Genomic DNA, 17,796 nt, shown 5'->3' with positions numbered 1-17,796 from the left:
CGCCGCGGAGCACACGATGCACATGCCCAAGTACATGAAGGCGATGGTCCTGGCCTCGGCCCTGGGGTTGGGGGGCTGGCATCAGCTCGGTCACTCCGTGTCGGGGCCGGTCGCCGCGTCGGTAGACGTGACCAGGTTGGCGCTGTTTGACGTCCAAGCCGTGGCGGGCAGGCTCGTGGCCGTGGGCGAGCGGGGGGCCATCGTGACCTCGCTCGACCAGGGCCGCACCTGGCAGATGGGCCAGGCCTTGACCGATCGCACGCTGACGGCACTGGCCTTCCAGGGTGAGGTCGGTCTGGCGGTGGGCCATGGCGGTTCCTTGCTGCGATCGGCCGATGGCGGACAGAGCTGGGCGAAGGTCGCCGTCAAGGATGCCGGAACCGACTCCATCCTGGGTGTCACGGCACTCCACGATGGGCGCTTTGTGGCCTACGGCTCATTCGGGCTCTATCTGGTGTCGTCGGACCGAGGCTTGACCTGGGTGCGCCAGCCCACCATTTCGCCCGAGTTCGATCGGCACATCTCCAAGGTGATCGAAGCTGGCGGCAAGTTGCTGCTGGTGGGCGAGTCCGGCACCTTGGCCGTCTCCAGTGATGGCGGCAGCACGTGGGCGGCGCTCAGCTCGCCCTATGAGGGCTCGCTCTTCGGCGCCCTGGCGCTGTCTGACGGTGCCTGGCTGGTGTACGGCATGCGTGGCAATGTGTTCCGATCCAGCGACGAGGGGAAGACCTGGAGCAAGGTGAGCTTTCCCGCCGTGGTGGCCATCAACGGCGGCGCCATCGGTCCCAATGGCCAAGTGGTGCTGGTTGGCAACGATGGCGTGATGGCCGTCAGTGCCGACAACGGCCGCAATTTTTCGTCCAGCAATGTGCCTGTTCGTTTGCCGCTCGCCCAGGCCAGCTTTGCCAGAGACGGTGCCCTGGTCTATGTGGGCTATCTGGTGGCAGGGCGCCAGGACCGTGCTGCCACGCGCCCCGCACCAGTCAGCAAGCCCTGATTGACATCGAAAGTTGAAGTTGAAAACCACCATGCTTTCCATCCCCGACGAGGACACGATCGAGTCCGTTACGCCAGGATCGGCCGTGCAGCCAGACCCTGTGGTCGCCCCTTCCGAGCGCCTGATCGCTCGCGTGGCCGACGGCATCTTTCGCATGCGCAAGCTGTGGCTGACACTGGGCATTCTGGTGACCGTGCTGCTGGGCTTGTCCGCCACGCGGCTGCATGTGACGGCTGGGTTCACCAAGATGATCCCGCTGCACCATGAGTTCATGCAGACCTTCACCAAGTACCAGAGCGACTTTGGTGGTGCGGACAAGGTGCTGATCGCGGTCAAGGTTCGCCAGGGGGATGTGTTCTCCAAGGATGGCATCGATGCGGTGCGCAAGATCACCGACGAGCTCTTCTACATCAAGGGCATCGAGCGCAGTTCGTTGACCTCGCTGGTCACGCCGAATGTGCGCTGGAACGAGGTGGTGGAAGAGGGCTTCAAGGGCGGGCCCATCGTGTCGGCAGACTTCAAGGGGGCGCCCGATCAGCTGTCGGCCATCCGGCAGAACCTGGCCAAGTCCGATTGGGGGGGGCGCATCGTGTCGAATGATGGCTCGGCCACCATCGTGTCGGCCACCTTGCAGGACCGCGACCCCGAGACCGGCGAGCGTCTGGACCTCCGGCAGGTCGGTGCCCAGCTCGAAGACATCCGGTCCCGGTACGAGAACAGCAAGATGTCCGTGCACATCGTGGGCTTTGCCAAGTCCAGTGCCGACATCGCGCAGGGCGCCAGTGGTGTGATCAAGTTCTTTGCCCTGGCCTTTGTGGTCACGGCGGTGATGCTTTACTGGTATTCGGGTTCGGCCATGCTGACCTATTGGGTGCTGCTCGCTGCGGCCATTCCCGTGGTCTGGCTGATGGGCATCCTCCCGCTGTTGGGCATGGGCCTGGACCCGATGTCCATCCTGGTGCCTTTCCTGATCTTTGCCATCGGCGTGTCGCACGCGGTGCAGATGACCAATGCCTGGAAGCTGGAGACACTGGCGGGCCAGGATGGCATCACGGCGTCGCGCAATTGCTTCGTGAACCTGTTCATACCCGGCGCCACCGCCTTGCTGGCCAATGCGGTGGGTTTCATCGTGATCGCGATCGTGGACATCGAGATCGTGCGCGAGCTGGCACTCACGGCCACCATCGGCGTGACGGTGATGATCGCCACCAACAAGGTGCTCTTGCCCATCTTGCTGTCCTACATGAAGCTGTCGCCATCCAGGGCCAAGAAGCTCGAGGGCAAGGAAACGGCAGGTGACTGGTTCTGGGAGCGTCTGGGCTTTCTGGCCACGCGCCGCGGTGCCATGCTACCCCTGTCCTTGAGCGTGGCGCTGACGGCATTCGGTCTGTACGAGGTGCGTGACCTCAAGATTGGCGACCTGGGTACGGGCGTGCCTGAGTTGCGCGCCGACACCCGCTACAACCAGGATGTCCAGGTGGTGACCAGCCACTTCGCCATTGGCCTGGACGTGCTGCAGGTGATTGCCGAACTGGAAGGGGACGCCTCGCCTTGTCTGAACCGAGAGGTGCTGGCCAAGGTCGAGGCCTTCGAGTCCGACATGCGTCAGACCGAAGGCGTGGCCGCGGTGCGCGGCATGGCCTCGTTCATTGGCAAGGTCACGCAGGACTTTTCAGAAGGCTGGGTGAAGTGGCGCGTGCTGCCGGAAACGCGCGAGCAAATCGCGCAGGCCACCGGGTTTGCATCGCGGCTGGGCAATGAGTTCCGCAACACCCAGTGCAACGCCATCCCCATTTCGGTCTTCCCGATCGACCACCAGGCCACCACGATTCGCCGCATCGTCGACAAGGTCCAGGCCTTCAAGAAGACACACGATGGCCAGGGCATCACCTTCCGTCTGGCCTCGGGCAACATCGGCGTGATGGCGGCGACCAATGAGGTGGTCGAACAGTCCGACAAGTGGGTCAACCTGACCCTGTTCGCCGCGGTGAGCCTGTTGTGCCTGGTGACCTTCCGCTCGGTTCGGATCACCTTGTGTGTGATCCTGCCTTTGGCGCTAGTCACGCTGCTTTGCAACGCCATCATGGCCATGCTGTCCATCGGCGTGAAAGTGAACACCTTGCCGGTGATCGCCATCAGCGTCGGCGTGGGGGTCGACTACGGCATCTACCTGTTCGAGCGCATGCGCCACGAGATGGCCCACAGCGGCATGAACCTGCGCGACGCCTTCGTGGCCTCGCTCAAGCAGCGCGGCACGGCATCCATCTTCACGGCTGCGATGATGACCATCTCGGTGATCACCTGGACATTCTCCACGCTGAAGTTCCAGGCCGACATGGGCGTGTTGCTGGCCTTCATGTTCCTGGTCAACGTGTTTGGTGCGATCTTCCTCTTGCCCGGTCTGGCTGCCTGGATCGTGCCGGATCGCCTGCCCGCCAAGGGCTGAGTGACATGACGGCGTACCGACTCGGGATGACAGGGGCCCTTGGGTGCGCTGTCAGGCTGAGCCTTGTGTGGGTTATGTCTGCGCAGGGGGCGCCCGTCGGGCTGACGTCAGTGGGCGCCGAGCTCGCGGGTAACGCCCAGGGCAGCATTCCGCCGTGGCGCGGTGGGCTGTCTCAGCCTCCACCGGGATGGCTGGCGGGGCAGGGCCTGGTCGACCCTTTCCCTGACGAGAAGCCCTTGCACGTGATCGACGCGGCAAGTGCCGCCTCGCCCACCCATCAGCCCTGTCTGAGCCCTGGCTTGCTGGCCTTGCTCAAGCAGGCGCCGGCCTTTCGCATGCATGTGTATGCCAGCCACCGGACGGCAGCTTTCCGGGCCAATGCCGCGGCAGTGCCCTTTGTGACGCCACGCAATGGGCTGGAGGCCATCACCAACCACCTGCTGCGTGACCAGGGCGGGGGCGTCAGGCGCGACGTGGACACCTTTGTTGTGCGAGCCAATGGCCACGCCCAGCAAATTGGGGTCCATGAAGACAAGGTCTATGAGGCGTTGCTCGACGAGCATCAGCCCGATCGGTTGTTCGTGTCCAGGCTGCACTTCCTGAGCCCGGCCGATCTGGTGGGCACGATCTACCTCGTGCACGAGCCAGACCCCAGGACACAGGCCGAGCGCCGTGCCTGGGTTTACAACGCCGGTCAGCGGCGTGTTCGGCGGGCACCCGACCTGGCCTATGACAGCGCGCAGAACGCCGCGGACGGCCTGGCCATCGTCGACCAATACGATGGCTACAACGGCCGACCTGATCGCTACGACTGGACGCTGGTGGGCAAGCGTGAGCTTTACGTGCCCTACAACAACTACCGCATCGCGGACAAGCGCATCCCGTACACACGCATCGCCTTGCCAGGATCACCTGCCCCGGAGTTGATGCGCTTCGAGCTGCATCGGGTGTGGCAGGTCGAGGCCACCCTCAAGGCCGGGCAGACCCATGTCTACGCGCGCCGCGTTTTCTATCTCGACGAGGACAGCTGGGCCGTGTTGCTCAGCGAGGCCTATGACGCCAAGGGCCAGCTGTGGCGGGCGGGCGTACACGGTCTGATGCAGGTCTACACGGTGCCCGTACCTGCTTACCGATTCGAGTGGTGGTTCGATTTCAGCAACAAGAGCTATGTGCTCACGGGGCTGGACAACGGCTACAGCGCCCCCTGGCAATTTGGTCAGGCAGGGCGCACCCAGGATTTTCAGCCTGACGCCTTGCGGCGCGCAGGCCACTGAGCGCAGACCACCTTTGGTGGCATGCACCTGTCGAACGGCCTTGCCCAACAAGGAATGCCCATGCAAGTCATAGACCGAGACAAACCTTCCGCAGCGTGGATCGCTGCCATGCGTCAGCGCTACCCGACCGAGCGGGAAATCGACCGCATCCTCACCAGGCGCCTGGAGCGTCGCGCCGGCCCCGGCTTTGCGCCATTGGCCCTGCACACCCTGGTCGATGGCGTGAAGGCGCTGATCGCCGCCCATCACAAAGGCGCCTTCGAGATCACAGAAGCACGCTGGCTGTCTGGCGGTGCGTCCAAATTGCAGATGTCCTTCGTGCTGGATTGGACGCAACCGGGTGTTGGCCACCAGCTGACGCGCATGGTCTTGCGCATGGAGCCTTCCGAGTCCATCGTCGAGACCAGCCGCCTGCGCGAGTACCAGCTGATTCGGGCGGCGCAGGCCGTCGTGCCGGTGCCTCCGGTCTTCTGGTGCGACGCCCACGGAGAGTTTCTGCCCTACCCGGCACTGGTCTACGGCTTTGCCGAGGGGGTGACCAAGCCCAGCCAGACCACCAGCGGGGTCAGTGGCTTGCAGACCAGGCTGCCCGACGCCGTTCGCCACAAGCTGGCCCCGCAGTTTGTCGAGCATCTGGCCCTGATCCACCGCATGGACCACCGGCAGGCAGACCTGTCGGCCTTCGACGTACCCGAGCCGGGCACGCAATGCGCCTTGTGGGGCGTCAACAACTGGGAGCGCGTCTGGGAAGAAGACGCCGATGAGGACGTGCCTTTGATGCGGCTGGTCTCGGCATGGCTGCGACGACACATGCCGGTGCTGGACAAGCCCTGCGTGGTGCATTCCGACTACCGTGTGGGCAACTTCCTGTTCACCGAGGCCGATTGCCGGATATCTGCCTGGCTGGATTGGGAGCTGGGCCGCATCGGTGACCCCCACCAGGATCTGGCCTGGACGACCAGCCCCGCCTTCGGCAGCAACGATGACAAGGGGCAGTTCCTGGTGTGCGGCCTGATGCCTGAGGGCGCCTTCTTCGATGCCTACCAACAAGCCAGCGGTCTGACGGTGAACCCCAAGGCGCTGCATTGGTACAAGGTCTACAACGCGTATTCGATGGTGACCTTGACCTTGGGCACGGGCTACCGCATTGCACGAAATGGCAAAACGCACCAGGACGTGCTGGTGACCTGGCTCATGGGTATCAGCGCCATGTTGATGGCCGACATGCAAAACCTGATTGAACAAGGAGCCTGACATGCAGATGCGCCCCGACATCCAGATCCGCAGCATCCTCAAGGCCATGAGCGATGTGATCCTGCCCGCCATTGACGACCAGAATCAGCTGGCGCAAGAGCAGGCCCGCTTGTGCATGGGTCTGCTGCAGTTGATGAGCAAGCAGCTGCCCCTGCAGTACCGCTACGACTGTGACGAGTTGACCCGCCTGCTGGACATGGGCCAACAACTGCTTGCTCTGGCCGATGGTGACGCGGCCAGCGAGGCCAGCGCCGCGGCGCTCAAGCAAGGTGTGGCGCTGGCCAGCCAGGTGCGGGCCCGTGCGATGGCCGAGCCCCAGGAGGTGCTGGAAGCCGTGCGGCAGTTGCGCGCCGTCAGTGGCAGCTTCCTGCAGGAGGCTTATGCGAAGGCAGAAATCCCCACCGCGCTGGAGCGCATTGTGCTCGACACCAGCCGGGCCCAGTTGCTGCGTGAGCGCGCCTGGCTGGTCGCGCAGGGCTGGGAAGCCAGGCCGGAGGACCTGCCCGACATCGGCACGTTGCTGGCCGCCGTTTTTGACCCATCGACATCCACCGAGGCGCGATGACGCCTGCACAGGAAGCAAACATGAACCACGAGAAATTTGAAGCCCATGTGGCGGGCCAAGGCGAAGCCCAATGGAACCAGAGCTATTACTTCAATGCCTATGACCCTCAAACCAATGCAGGTTGCCTGATCCGCATTGGCCTGCTGGAATATGCCCAGCAATCGAACAGCTGGCTGATTGCCTTTCAGGATGGCCTGCCCATCTTCACGCGAACCAATCTGCAACTGCCCTACATCAAGGAGCGGCCTGCAGGCGGCATGCACATCGCCGGCATGCATGTGGAGGTGATCGAGCCCCTGAAGAAGTGCCGCATCCGGTTTGACGAGGGCGAGTTCTCTCTGGACCTGGTCTGGGAGACCTTGCACACCTTGGCGGACAGCATCGCCATGAGCTCGGGCGAGAGCGGCAATTTTTCGGATGACATTGCCCATGTGCACCTGGAAGGGCCTTGCAAGGTGCGCGGCCACATGACCGTGCGGGGCCGTCGCATCGAGATCGATGCCCATGGCTTCCGCGATGTGGCCGCCGGTGTGCGCAACTGGGCGTCCTTGAAGCATTACCGACTGGCCTGGCCCGTCTTCGAGGACGGCCGCACCTTCTGCGGCATCCGGGGCATCGACACGCAGGGGCGCAGCGGCTACCTGCGCATGTACCACGATGGCCAGCGCTGGCTGCGCGTGCAGGACATCGAGGACCACAATGAATACGAGTTGGCGGACCCTTTCACCGTGAAGACGCTGCACTGGGCTTTCAAGGATGAAACCGGCAAGCGCCAGGAGGTGACGGGGCGCCCAGTCTTCCGCTGGCTGTTCCCGCAGGACGACTTTGTGCTGTGCGAGCAGATCATGGCCTACCAGCTCGACGATGGCACTCGGGGCCATGGTTTGTGCGAGGGCGGTTTCCGGTTGCCTTGGGGTGGTCTGGCCTGAGCCAGCCTGACGTGAAAAGGGCCAGGGAATCACCCTGGCCCTTTTTGTTGGGTGTGTTAAGCGTCGATTCAGTTGAGCCCCGGCTGGGCCTCGGCCTGCTTGCGGGCGTCAATGAAGCGCTCGCGGGTGACCAGGTAGATCGGGAACGCCATCGACACACCGATGTAGGACAGGCCCACAAAGAACCAGCCCCATTTGATGCCCATCCCGATGCGCTGGGCATCGATCACCACCCACACCATGAACACCACCCAGGCGATGGCCATGTCGATGCTGAGGAAGGCCGCGGTGCCGCCTGCGTTGATCGCGTCGGCAAAGAACTGAATGGGGTTCAGGATGTTGCCGCCCTGCCGCATCCATTCCAAGGCATGAGGCCAGGTCAGGAACAGCGCGGCAATGCCGACGACGAGAAAGAAGCCATGCCTCAAGCTCAGTTTCATGGTGTTGCTCCGTTCTGCCCGGTAGCTCAGGCGCCAACAAAGTTGGGCTTGCGGCGTGCGGCCATGGCGGCAATGCCCTCCTGGGCATCCTGGCTGCCCGCCACGCGAGCCAGGGTCAAGGCCTCGTCTTCGAGCTGCGCTTCCATGGATTGCTGACCCACGCGCAGGAAAAGGCGCTTGATTTCGCCGTAGGCCACCGAGGGGCCTTGGGCCAGGCCGGTGGCCAGCATCTGGCAGTGATCGGCCAGCTCCTCGTCGGCCACGACCTTGTCCACCAGGCCGGCCTGCAGGGCCTCTTCGCTCTTGAGCACCTCGGCCAGCAAGGTGAAGCGCCGCGCTCTGGCCGCGCCCATGCGGGCGCTGAGCGTCACGCTGGAGCCCGAGTCGCAGCTGAAGCCCAATTGCGCAAAGGCCGAACCCAGCTTGGCCGACTGTGCGGCCACCACCACGTCGCATCCTGCCAGCAGGCCCACGGCGCCCCCCATGGCCCACCCTTGGACCTCGGCCACGACCGGCACTGGCAACTGCCAGAAGCGAGACAGGCCAGCATGCAGGTCGGCCGTCCACTCGCGAATGGGCGCGCCGAGGTTCTCGCGTAGCGGCGCGAAGGATTTGATGTCGCCGCCAAAGCTGAAGTTGGGGCCTTCGGCGCGCAGCAGCACGGCACGTAGCCCAGGCATGTTCCACAAGCTCAAGGCGGCTTGCCGAAACTCGCGGCAGAAGGTCCCGTCAATCGGGTTGCCACGTTGGGCCTGGGTCATGGTGAGCGTGGCCAGGCCGGCATCACGGGTGAGCTTCAGTGAGGTGAATGCTTCAGACATGCGGTTGTCCTTTCTGAGGTCAATGCGCGAACGCGGAAGGCGCGGCGTGCAGGAGGTGTCATCACCCTTGCGAGCTGGGCGACGGTGTACGTGCTCACGTCTGGCTGGTGCGCTCTTCTTCTTCCAGACGGTTGATGGCGACAAACATGTACCAGCTCAGCAAGGTCAGCCAGACAAACCATGAGCCGAGCGAGACCCAGTAGCAGAAGGTGCCAGCCCATGTGAAGGCGCCTTCGTAGAAAAAGGGCATCAGGCTGAGGGGCAGAAAAGCGAGCACCACAAAAATCGCGTACCACGACAGCCACCGCGGGATCAGGGGCTCGGACCTCGGGTCGCGGAGAAACACGTTGGACATGGCCAGCATCTGCAAGCCGGTCACCATGTAGGTTGTGTCGAAGAAGAGCCAGCCAAAGTCATGCAGTCCACGAACTTGCGCGGGGGTGAACTCGGACACGCGGTAGGCTGCGGTCAGCCAGCAGATGCCAGCCACCATGCCCACCACGGTGGTCGTGGCCCCGCCGAGTTGCTCGACGATGGCCATGGGCCCATCCGCCCCTTCGATGCGTTGCATCACCCGAGACACGGCACTGCTGAACGCGAAGTAGAAGGGAATGAAAAAGACGCTCAAGACAAAAGCGCCGCGCAGCCGGTAACTGTGCTCAAGGTAGTGCGCATGCAAGGCATTGACGTCGATGCCGGCAGGCAAGGGCGGAATGTTCATCCCCATCACGCCCCAGGACAGGACATAGCCCGCCAGGAAAATGGGGCCAGCCCATGCGCAGGTTCGCAAAAGGGCATAGCGCTGCTTGATGGACAGAGGGGTGTTGTTGGGCATTCAAAGGTTCCCATTCAATGGAGGTGGTGGGCAAGCGCTTGCATCAGGGGCTCAGCGCCACCAATAGGCACCGAGGATCAGGCACAGACAGGCGATGTTCCATGCCTCGAAAATGGAGCGCCAGGCCAGCGGGGCGTCGCGCAATTCCATGTAGTTCAGGATGACCAGGCGAGCCTTGAACGAAGCCGCGCACAACGCGGCGGTCGTCGTGACGGCAGGGCTCACCGAGCCCCACTCGACCAGATAAGTCGTTAGGCCGGTGATGGCCAGCAGCAGCAACCAGACGCGGGTGACGTCGGCAGGGGTGTGGGTGGCTTGGCTCATCGCTGCAGGTAGAGGAGGGGAAAGAGCATGATCCACAGCAGGTCCACCATGTGCCAGTAGGCGCCTGTGGACTCGACCCAGCCGGTCAATTCCGGGCCCATGGCGTCCTGCCGTGCCTTGGACAGGGCCACCATCAGCGCCACCATGCCCACCACAAAGTGGAGGAAATGCACGCCTGTGAACACGAAGTAGTACATGTAGAACTCGTTCGTCAGCAGGGTGATGCCCGCCTGGATCTTGTTGGTGTACTCCCAGACCTTGCTCACCGCGAAGGCGCTGCCCACGAGCATGGCCAGAACGAGGTGGCGGCACAAGGCCGCGCGGTCGAGGCGGCGCGCGGCGAGCACGGCTTGTGCCATCAGTGCGCCGCTGCTCAGCAAGATCACGGTGTTGAGCAGGCCCAGTTCAACCTGGAGGTGGCGAGCTGCGCTCTCGTACAAGGCTGGCTGCGCATGTCGACCGATCGTGAAGACCAGAAAGAACACGCCAAAGGCCAGGGTGTCCGCAGCGATGAAGAACCAAAGGCCGCTGTCGCCCACCAGGGTGCGCACCTGGGCGCTGGCGTTGGCCTGGGTGCGCGGCGTTCCAACCGCAGGCAGAGCGTTGCTCAAGGCGCCATCCTGCTTTCGCGCTCGATGCGGTTGATGGCCCTGAGTGCAAAGAAGCTCAGAGTGGGCACCCACACGAACCAGATCATGAATTCGATCCAGAAATTCAGCACACCTTGGCGGGCAAAAGCGCCGCTCTTGAAGAAGGGCATCAGGCACTCGGCAACGAACATGAAGCCGACCCAGATGCCATACCAGGCAAACCATTTGGGGATCAGCGGGTTGGCGCGCTTGTCCTTCAAGATGCCGACACCCAGGGCAAACATCTGCACCGACGTGACCGCATAGGCCAGGTCGATCAGCAGCCACGCCATGTCATACAGCATTTGCAGGATGTTGTCTGGCAGCGCGTCCGGTCGATAGGAGCCGGTCAGCCAGAAAGAAGTCGACACCAGCACCGGCACCACGGTCAGGCCGGCGCCCCAGACCTGAAGGTCAACCAGGATGCTGTCCTTGGCCACGATGTGACCCATGACGCGGCCAATGGCCAGCCCCCATACCGCGTAGCAGACCGCGAAGGTCATGGCCACGACCATGCCCAGCCGGATGGTGTTGGCCTCGGCGCGGAACCAGTTGGCGACATCGGCCGCAGGCGCGTCGCCCGACCAGGGGGGGATGTTGTGCCCCATCATGCCCCAGAAGACGATGAAGACACCCATGAAGACCGGGCCCATCCAGGCGCAAAAGCGCCAGTAGCCAAACTCTTTGGGATCGACTTGAGCTGCTGCCTCGGCCATGAGGGCTCGTGCTGTTTGTGGAAGTGGTGCGTTCATGGGGCGTCCTTTCCGTCAGTGAACTTGTCGTAGAAGATGGAGGCCAGCGGCATGCCTGCATCGACCAGGCGAGAGATGGCCGCGTCGATCATGGGCGGCGGGCCGCACATGTAGGCTTCGGCCACGGCCCAGTCGATGCCGGATGCGGCGGTGCTCAGGTGGTCGGTGACCATGCCGCGCGCGCCAGTCCAGTCGCTGTCGGCGGGCTCATGCGACAGCACCGGCACAAAAGTGAAGGCGTCCAGCCATGCGGCGCCAATGGCCTGCAGGGCGTCGACCATGTACAGGTCGGCCTGTGTGCGAGCGCCGAACAGGACCACGCAAGGACGCTTGATGCGGATGCGGCGGGCATGTTCCAGCACGCTCAGCAATGGCGCCAGGCCACTGCCGCCCACAACGCAGACCATGGGCGCATTGCCTGGCCTGAGGTGAAAGTGCCCGTGCGGCGCATTCACGATGAGGGGTTGGCCTGTCAACTCGCCCTTGAACAGGGCTTCGGTGAAGCCACCACCAGGCACCTTGCGGATGAAGAAGGTCAACTCCTTGCGCCCTTCGCGCTGCGGTGCATCGGCAAAAGAGTAGTGGCGGGCGCGCGGCAGGCCTTCGGCCGTGATGCTGGCGTACTGGCCGGCCACGTAGTGAACGGGGCGGTCCGTGCGCACGCAGACCTTGACGATGTCGTGCGTGAGGGGCGTGGTCGAGGTGATGGTGCCAACGAAACGCTCGGCTGGCGGCATGTCGGCGGACTGCGGGCTGACCTCGATGATGGTGAGCTCATCGCGCGGAAACGCCTGGCAAGCCAGGATGAAGCCCGCGTCCAGCTCCAGCTTGGAGAGAGTGTAGCCAAAGGGCGTGGCCTCTCTGACCCGGCCTTGCTTGAGATGCGATTTGCACGAGGCACAGGTGCCCACGGTGCAATCGTGCGGGTAAGCGATGCCGTTGGTCAGGGCCGCCTCCAGGAGCGTCTGCCCTGGGGCGATGTCCACGGTGACACCTTGGGGCAGCACCTGGAGTCGCTGGGGTGCCGAGGGGCGCCCCAGCAAGGATTGGAAAAACTTGCGCATGGCGTGGGTTCGCAGAAGGTGGGCGACGGGTGGGGTGCGCTCAGTGCGAGGCTGCGGGCTGCGCAGACCAGTCTTCCCAGCCGGCCTTTCGGTTCTGCTCGGCTGCCAGCTTGCGCTCTTCAGGGGTGGCGTAGTGGGCGTCCCATTCGCGCAGGGCCGGCTTGATGATCATGTTGAACCAGACTGGCGGGATCAGCGCGGCAAAGAAGCACACGAACACGCTGGGCATGCGCACCGACTCGCGGTGCGGCACCAGCTCGTAAAACGCCAGGTAGGAGTTCAGATGGTGGTCGGCGTGGTTGGTGATCTCAAAAGCCACCAGGCGAGAGAGCGTGCCAAAGTGGTTCCACACGTGGCGCTTCTCGATGGGGGTGCCGCTCACGCGCACCTGACCGTAGTGTTGGAAGTAGTTGAAGGTCTCGATCCAATAGCGTGCAATCACCATCGCAGTCAAAGCCATGGCAACGGCCTGCCAGCCACCGATTGCAAAGAGCATGCTTTGAAAGATGACCTGAGCCAGGATCGCGCGCCACAGGTGGTGGCGGATGGACCAGCGTCCGTAGCCGCGCTTCTCCAGGTTGTCGGATTCGATGCGCTGTGCCAGCAGGGTGGACTCGATCACTGCAGGCCCGGCGAAGGTATAGAGCGTCTCGCCTCGGGCGGCGGTGTCCGCGTCTTCGGCGGTGCCGACATCACGGTGATGGCTCACCACATGAGCCTCCATGCGCGTGGTATCCAGATAGCAGACCTGCGCATAGCGGCTGACCGTGCGGCCAATGCGCCCGCGTGCGTGGTACAGCTCATGAAAGGCCGTCACGCCAGGCAGGACCGACAGCCAGGCGCAACTCATCACCAGGCCTGTGATCTCCCAGCCGCTCAGCGCCTGGTGCGCGACGACCCAGGCCATGACCACGTACAGGGTCGGGCAAAGCAGCGTGCAAAGCCAGATGGGAATGAAGGCCAGCGTGCGGTTCTTGATCTGGCGTTTGGCCAGATCAGGGGGCAACAGGCTGTCGATCACGGCAAGCAGGGGCAGCATGGCCAGGCCGGTCCACACGAAGGCACCGCCATGCAGCATGCCGGCGATGGCCAACACCAGCGTCAACGGTGCCAGGTAGTATTTGATGTAGTCCCACATATTGGTCTCCAGTGCGAGATGAAACGGGTTCAGAACAACACGACAGGCTTGATGACCGAGCCGTTCTCTGATGAGGCGATGGCTTCGTTGATCTGCTCGAAGGGGAATGTCTTGATCAAGCGATCAAATGGCAGTTGCCCGTCTTGATGGAGTGCGATCAATTGGGGAATGAAGGTGTGCGGGTCACTGTCGCCTTCGACAATGCACTTGATGCCAATCCCCTTCACGTAGGCGCTCATGATCGACATGGGGAAGTGCGCGTCCGGTGGTGGGATGCCGATCAGGCCGAGTTGTCCGTTGGGCAACAAGACCTCGGTTGCCGTGGCGGCCACCGACGGAATGCCCGTGGTGTCGAGGGCGTAGCTCACGCCCGTGCCGCCCCCTGCTGCGCGGATGGCCGCCAGGGTGTCGCTGCCATCCAGCGGGTCGATGGTGGCGGTGGCGCCCAGCTCCAATGCCAGGGCGCGGCGCTGGCTGTTGGGCTCTACGAGGATCACGGCACTGGCCTTGAGCGCCTTGGCCGCCATCACGGCGCTCAGGCCGACCGCACCGCCGCCAAAAACCACGATGGCACGCCCGGGCTTGAGCTTGAAGGTGTTCATGACAGCGCCGGCGCCGGTCTGGATGCCGCAACCCAGCGGGCCCAGCATCGCCAGCGGAAGGCTCTTGTCTACCTTCACCGCATTGCTGGCACGCACGATGGCCAGCGAGGCAAACGATGACTGCCCGAAGAAATTGCCGAAGATCGGTTCACCGTTCTGGCTCAAGGGCGTGGCGCGACCATCCTGGAAGGCCCCGCCAAAATTCAGGCCCAGAAACTGATGGCAGTAGGCCGGTTCGTGGCTCTCGCAGTTGGCGCAGCTGCCACACGAGTTGAAGGACATGACCACGTGGTCACCAGGGGCATAGCCGGTGACGGCTGCGCCAACCGCCTCGACCACACCAGCGCCCTCATGCCCCAGCACGATGGGCATGGGCACAGGGAAGCCATCGCGGCAGACGATGTCCGTGTGGCAAATGCCGCTGCCCACCATGCGGACCAGCAGCTCGTCGGCGCGGGGCTCGGCCACGTCGATGTCTTCCAGGAGCAGGGGCGTCTGAGGGCGGCGAGCCAGGGCAGCGCGGGCGCGGCGTGCCGAGGCTGTGTGTTGAAGCGGTGAGCCGTCGACCAGGGCGTTCATGGCGTTCCTTCTTGTGCGGATGTGTGGTGTCCTGCATTGGATGCCGGCGCAGCCATGCAAAGCACCATCCCTAAGGAGGGGTGGAGGAGGGGCTATCCCTGCATCGGATGACGCGGCCCCCGCGCAATCCCGCTTGAGTCTTGGTGGGCCGCACGCTAGCATCGGAGCGGGCCCGTTGCGGCTGGCGACCTCAACTGGGTGTAAACCCTTGCGCTCGACATCGAGATGGCCGTCTCTTTGTCGGTCTGCGCGCATTGGTCACCCGGATTGCGGCACGTGATGCCTGCATGTCGAATATGATATGCATGTGCATGGTAAGCACGGTAATGATTTGGGGTTCATGTGATGGGTGAGACCTTTGCCGGCTTGGTCAGCGCCGTTCAGGCTGGCGAGCAGGATGTCGTCGCGCACGAGACGCGCATCGCTCCCCCGACTTTCAAGTTCGATGCCGTGGACACCCGTGCGCTGGCTGCGCTGCAGCAGTTGCAGCCATTGCCCAAGCTGGTGCTGGTGACGGCACCATCGGGTTATGGCAAGACGGTATTGCTGACGCGGCTGCACCAGCAGCTGGTCAACGAGGGGCGGCGTGGCGTGTGGGTCACACTCGATGACCGCGACACGGACCTCTCGACGCTTCTTTACCTGTTGCGGATTGCCATGTCGCATGCCTGCTTGCTCAGCCTGGGCGAGCCGGCGTCGATGCTTCAGGCGCTGTCTGGCCGCGGCGTGGCGCGCGACGACATCTTTGAGCAGTTCAATCAGCTCGAGTCAGAGGTGGTGCTGTTCATCGACAACCTGGGCTATTGTCGTGACCCGCAATTGCCGGCCTTTCTGGATCGCCTGATCTTTCAGAGCGGCCCTCATCTGAAGATCGTCGTTTCCAGCACGCGTGAACTGCCCATCGACATGGTGCGCGCCAAGCTCGAGTTGTCGGCGCTGGAGCTGGGCGTGCCTCATCTGCGCATGGACCAGTCAGGCGTGGCCAGCCTGTTTGCCGAGGCCGGCCTGGTGCAACTGGACGAGCGTCTGCTCAAGCGCATCGAGGCGCAAACAGAAGGCTGGCCCACGGCGCTGAGGCTGTTGCAGGTGCTGATGTCTGGGGAGCAGCGGCTGCAGGGGGAGGGCGCCCATCTGGATTTCGATGGGGTGCTGGCGCGTTTTGGCGGCGACCAGATCGACATCGCCCGCCTGCTGGCGCGGCGAGTGCTGGTCGGCTTTGACGACCAACAGGTGCAGTTCATGCTCGAGATCGCGCCGCTTCGCGAATTCAGCGTCGAGTTGGCCGCGCACATGACGGGTTGCTCAGAGGCCAGGGCGTGGCTGGATGATCTGCTGGCGCGCAATGTGCTGATCTTTCCACTGGACCGCAATCGGCGGTGGTTGCGCTTCCACACCCTGCTGCGCGAGTTCTTGCTGGCGGAAGGCAGGGATCGCCTGAGTGGCGAGCGCCGACGTGAAGTGCTTGAGCGTGCTGCGAGCTGGCATGCACAACAGGGTGACGACATCAACGCACTGCCCATCGCGCTGGATGCGCAGGCGGTGGTGCTGGCTGAGCAGCTTCTGGATCGCGTGGCGGCCGTGGTGGTGGGCGACCAGGATCGGATGGCGCCCTTCATCACCTGGGCCGACCGTCTGATGGCCATCGGCGGAGACATCTCGAGCGAAGCCCATGGCTGGTATGTCTGGGCGCTCTGCCATACCATGCAGTACGAACGCGCGAGCAAGGCACTGGACCGCCTTGGCGTGCAGGGCCTTGCGCAGGCCGGTGTGCGTGAGCAGGCGCGGGCCGAATTCCTGGGCCTCATCATCAATGTGTACCTGGATCGCTTGCCCGAGGCGCGGGCGTGCGCGAGCGCCTGGCTGGAAAGGGACTGCCCTCGTGATGCCCTGAGTCATGCCACGGCCATCACCCTGCTGGCCATGACTGAAATCGACCATGGCGACCTGATGGTGGCCGCTCAACACCTCACGCAGGCGCAGGCGGTGATCGACCGATCCAGCAGCCCTTGGGGCATGGCATGGGTCGCCATCGTGCGCGCCTGTGCGGAAATCACGCAGGGGCGACCCGATCTGGCCGATCAGCTCTTGCAGGCGGTGCGAGCCAAGGTGGTTGACCTGATCGGCGCGGACGTGCATGTTCTGGACGCCATCGACTTTGTGCATGTGGGGGCGCTGCGCGATCTGGGTTTCACCGATCGGGCGAGGCGCGTGGCCAAGATGAGCACGAGTTGTTCGACCTTGCAGGGTGTGATGACGAGCGCCGAGCAGGGTCTGAGTGCCTGCGCCGCACTGTGGCAAGGTGAGGGCGACGAGATGCTGGCGTCTGCCATGCTGGAGCGCATCGCCTTGAGCTACCCGGCACGGGCCTTGAAATTCCTGACCGCTAGCCGTGTGCGCCGCTGCGTGCAACTGGGGCGCCTGGCCGAAGCCGAGGCACTGGCCGCACGGTGTCAGCTGGGCCGCGACCGGAGCATGCCGGAGCGAGGCGACTGGATGATGGCATCGATCGATGTCCTGATCGCACAGGGGCAGCACGAGGCTGCGCTGAACGCGATCGAGCAGCGTCTGCGCACCGCACAGGGGCAGCACCGCATGCGTGATCAGGTCGAGTTGCTGGCCGCCGCAACGGAAATCCATGTGCGCGATCGGCACTTCAACAGAGCGCAACGCAGCTTGTCGCTCGCCTTGGCCATGGCGGCACCCGGGCGTTTGCTGTCGCCCTTCCTTGCGCGCATCAACTGGTTGAGCGCGTGGCTTTTGCAACTCAAGGACAAGGATCTGGGCCTGAACTTGCCCTCGGAGCTGGCCTTGTGGGGGCGTCTGATGGCGCATGTCAGTGCAACCGCCGACGGGGCTGATTCAAGCCGCCCACAGACGGAAGAGGGCGTGGCCTACGTTGAGGCGCCTTCGGCGCGCGAGCTGCAGATACTGGCCCTGCTTGACCAGGGGCTCAACAACTTGCAGATGGCCGATCGGCTGTCATTGTCGCTGCCCACTGTGAAGTGGCATCTGCGCAACCTCTACGCCAAGCTGGGCGTCGGCAGTCGCTCTGCGGCGCTGGCCAGGGCTCGCGCACTCAAGTTGCTGGGCAGCGCCTGACGCACCAGCGCTCGGGGGTTTCTGCCAGTGTGGCTGCAAATTGGTAGT

Annotated in this window: 16 protein-coding genes; 7 read left to right on the top strand and 9 right to left on the bottom strand. The window is 63.8% G+C overall.

Going from position 1 to position 17,796, the window contains the following annotated elements; all coding sequences use genetic code 11:
• The first annotated feature begins 16 nt into the window (after positions 1 to 16).
• The 6 genes from QZ994_RS00230 to QZ994_RS00205 all read left to right on the top strand — a co-directional run bounded on the left by QZ994_RS00230 (position 17) and on the right by QZ994_RS00205 (position 7,465).
• On the top strand, positions 17 to 997 hold the full coding sequence (locus QZ994_RS00230) for a YCF48-related protein (protein ID WP_290866602.1): 981 nt from the start codon (positions 17 to 19) through the stop codon (positions 995 to 997).
• A 31-nt stretch (positions 998 to 1,028) separates the two neighbouring features.
• A complete protein-coding gene (locus tag QZ994_RS00225; protein ID WP_290866600.1) occupies positions 1,029 to 3,443 on the top strand; it encodes an efflux RND transporter permease subunit in 2,415 nt (804 codons plus the stop codon).
• Positions 3,444 to 3,685: 242 nt separating this feature from the next.
• The gene (locus QZ994_RS00220) at positions 3,686 to 4,717 is read left to right on the top strand and encodes a DUF1329 domain-containing protein (protein WP_290866696.1); all 1,032 of its coding nucleotides are present in this window, start codon (positions 3,686 to 3,688) and stop codon (positions 4,715 to 4,717) included.
• Positions 4,718 to 4,777: 60 nt separating this feature from the next.
• Complete coding sequence (locus tag QZ994_RS00215; RefSeq protein ID WP_290866597.1) at positions 4,778 to 5,971, top strand: phosphotransferase family protein; 1,194 nt, start codon at positions 4,778 to 4,780, stop codon at positions 5,969 to 5,971.
• Between the two features lies 1 nt (position 5,972).
• Positions 5,973 to 6,536 carry a hypothetical protein gene (locus QZ994_RS00210; RefSeq protein ID WP_290866595.1) on the top strand — a complete coding sequence of 188 codons (564 nt, stop codon included), beginning with the start codon at positions 5,973 to 5,975 and terminating at the stop codon, positions 6,534 to 6,536.
• A gap of 20 nt (positions 6,537 to 6,556) precedes the next feature.
• Positions 6,557 to 7,465, top strand: a complete 909-nt coding sequence (locus QZ994_RS00205; protein ID WP_290866593.1) for a hypothetical protein — start codon at positions 6,557 to 6,559, stop codon at positions 7,463 to 7,465.
• Positions 7,466 to 7,533: 68 nt separating this feature from the next.
• Here the strand turns inward: QZ994_RS00205 and QZ994_RS00200 are convergent, their stop codons facing one another.
• The 9 genes from QZ994_RS00200 to QZ994_RS00160 all read right to left on the bottom strand — a co-directional run bounded on the left by QZ994_RS00200 (position 7,534) and on the right by QZ994_RS00160 (position 14,649).
• Positions 7,534 to 7,905 carry a DUF2834 domain-containing protein gene (locus QZ994_RS00200; protein ID WP_290866590.1) on the bottom strand — a complete coding sequence of 124 codons (372 nt, stop codon included), beginning with the start codon at positions 7,903 to 7,905 and terminating at the stop codon, positions 7,534 to 7,536.
• Positions 7,906 to 7,931: 26 nt separating this feature from the next.
• The gene (locus QZ994_RS00195) at positions 7,932 to 8,726 is read right to left on the bottom strand and encodes an enoyl-CoA hydratase-related protein (protein WP_290866588.1); all 795 of its coding nucleotides are present in this window, start codon (positions 8,724 to 8,726) and stop codon (positions 7,932 to 7,934) included.
• Between the two features lie 94 nt (positions 8,727 to 8,820).
• Entirely contained in the window at positions 8,821 to 9,561 is a 741-nt protein-coding gene (locus tag QZ994_RS00190; RefSeq protein ID WP_290866585.1) for a hypothetical protein, read from the bottom strand.
• 51 nt (positions 9,562 to 9,612) lie between these two features.
• Positions 9,613 to 9,885 (bottom strand): cytochrome C oxidase subunit IV family protein, encoded by a 273-nt coding sequence (locus QZ994_RS00185; RefSeq protein ID WP_290866583.1) that lies wholly within the window; start codon positions 9,883 to 9,885, stop codon positions 9,613 to 9,615.
• Positions 9,882 to 10,496 carry a cytochrome c oxidase subunit 3 gene (locus QZ994_RS00180; RefSeq protein ID WP_290866580.1) on the bottom strand — a complete coding sequence of 205 codons (615 nt, stop codon included), beginning with the start codon at positions 10,494 to 10,496 and terminating at the stop codon, positions 9,882 to 9,884. The genes QZ994_RS00185 and QZ994_RS00180 overlap by 4 nt, the downstream gene beginning before the upstream one ends.
• Positions 10,493 to 11,266, bottom strand: a complete 774-nt coding sequence (locus QZ994_RS00175; protein WP_290866577.1) for a hypothetical protein — start codon at positions 11,264 to 11,266, stop codon at positions 10,493 to 10,495. Before QZ994_RS00175 ends, QZ994_RS00180 begins: the two co-directional genes overlap by 4 nt.
• Entirely contained in the window at positions 11,263 to 12,330 is a 1,068-nt protein-coding gene (locus QZ994_RS00170; RefSeq protein WP_290866574.1) for a 2Fe-2S iron-sulfur cluster binding domain-containing protein, read from the bottom strand. The genes QZ994_RS00175 and QZ994_RS00170 overlap by 4 nt, the downstream gene beginning before the upstream one ends.
• Positions 12,331 to 12,370: 40 nt before the next feature.
• Entirely contained in the window at positions 12,371 to 13,468 is a 1,098-nt protein-coding gene (locus QZ994_RS00165; RefSeq protein WP_290866572.1) for an alkane 1-monooxygenase, read from the bottom strand.
• Positions 13,469 to 13,497: 29 nt separating this feature from the next.
• Positions 13,498 to 14,649, bottom strand: coding sequence for an NAD(P)-dependent alcohol dehydrogenase (locus tag QZ994_RS00160; protein ID WP_290866569.1), 1,152 nt, complete (start codon positions 14,647 to 14,649; stop codon positions 13,498 to 13,500).
• Positions 14,650 to 14,994: 345 nt separating this feature from the next.
• On the opposite strand from QZ994_RS00160, the gene QZ994_RS00155 reads away from it, so the two are divergent.
• A complete protein-coding gene (locus QZ994_RS00155) occupies positions 14,995 to 17,748 on the top strand; it encodes a LuxR C-terminal-related transcriptional regulator (protein ID WP_290866566.1) in 2,754 nt (917 codons plus the stop codon).
• Positions 17,749 to 17,796: the final 48 nt, after the last annotated feature.

The organism is Aquabacterium sp., from assembly GCF_021768455.1.
Taxonomy (GTDB): domain Bacteria; phylum Pseudomonadota; class Gammaproteobacteria; order Burkholderiales; family Burkholderiaceae_C; genus Aquabacterium.
The sequence above is the reverse complement of the archived record's forward strand: the minus strand, read 5'-3'. Positions and strand labels throughout refer to the sequence as shown.

Coding starts and splice junctions, on each gene's coding strand:
- QZ994_RS00215 (WP_290866597.1), top strand. CDS start 4,778: ATGCAAGTCATAGACCGAGACAAACCTTCCGCAGCGTGGATCGCTGCC.
- QZ994_RS00190 (WP_290866585.1), bottom strand. CDS start 9,561: ATGCCCAACAACACCCCTCTGTCCATCAAGCAGCGCTATGCCCTTTTG.
- QZ994_RS00170 (WP_290866574.1), bottom strand. CDS start 12,330: ATGCGCAAGTTTTTCCAATCCTTGCTGGGGCGCCCCTCGGCACCCCAG.
- QZ994_RS00195 (WP_290866588.1), bottom strand. CDS start 8,726: ATGTCTGAAGCATTCACCTCACTGAAGCTCACCCGTGATGCCGGCCTG.
- QZ994_RS00200 (WP_290866590.1), bottom strand. CDS start 7,905: ATGAAACTGAGCTTGAGGCATGGCTTCTTTCTCGTCGTCGGCATTGCC.
- QZ994_RS00210 (WP_290866595.1), top strand. CDS start 5,973: ATGCAGATGCGCCCCGACATCCAGATCCGCAGCATCCTCAAGGCCATG.
- QZ994_RS00155 (WP_290866566.1), top strand. CDS start 14,995: ATGGGTGAGACCTTTGCCGGCTTGGTCAGCGCCGTTCAGGCTGGCGAG.
- QZ994_RS00175 (WP_290866577.1), bottom strand. CDS start 11,266: ATGAACGCACCACTTCCACAAACAGCACGAGCCCTCATGGCCGAGGCA.
- QZ994_RS00185 (WP_290866583.1), bottom strand. CDS start 9,885: ATGAGCCAAGCCACCCACACCCCTGCCGACGTCACCCGCGTCTGGTTG.
- QZ994_RS00230 (WP_290866602.1), top strand. CDS start 17: ATGCACATGCCCAAGTACATGAAGGCGATGGTCCTGGCCTCGGCCCTG.
- QZ994_RS00160 (WP_290866569.1), bottom strand. CDS start 14,649: ATGAACGCCCTGGTCGACGGCTCACCGCTTCAACACACAGCCTCGGCA.
- QZ994_RS00225 (WP_290866600.1), top strand. CDS start 1,029: ATGCTTTCCATCCCCGACGAGGACACGATCGAGTCCGTTACGCCAGGA.
- QZ994_RS00205 (WP_290866593.1), top strand. CDS start 6,557: ATGAACCACGAGAAATTTGAAGCCCATGTGGCGGGCCAAGGCGAAGCC.
- QZ994_RS00165 (WP_290866572.1), bottom strand. CDS start 13,468: ATGTGGGACTACATCAAATACTACCTGGCACCGTTGACGCTGGTGTTG.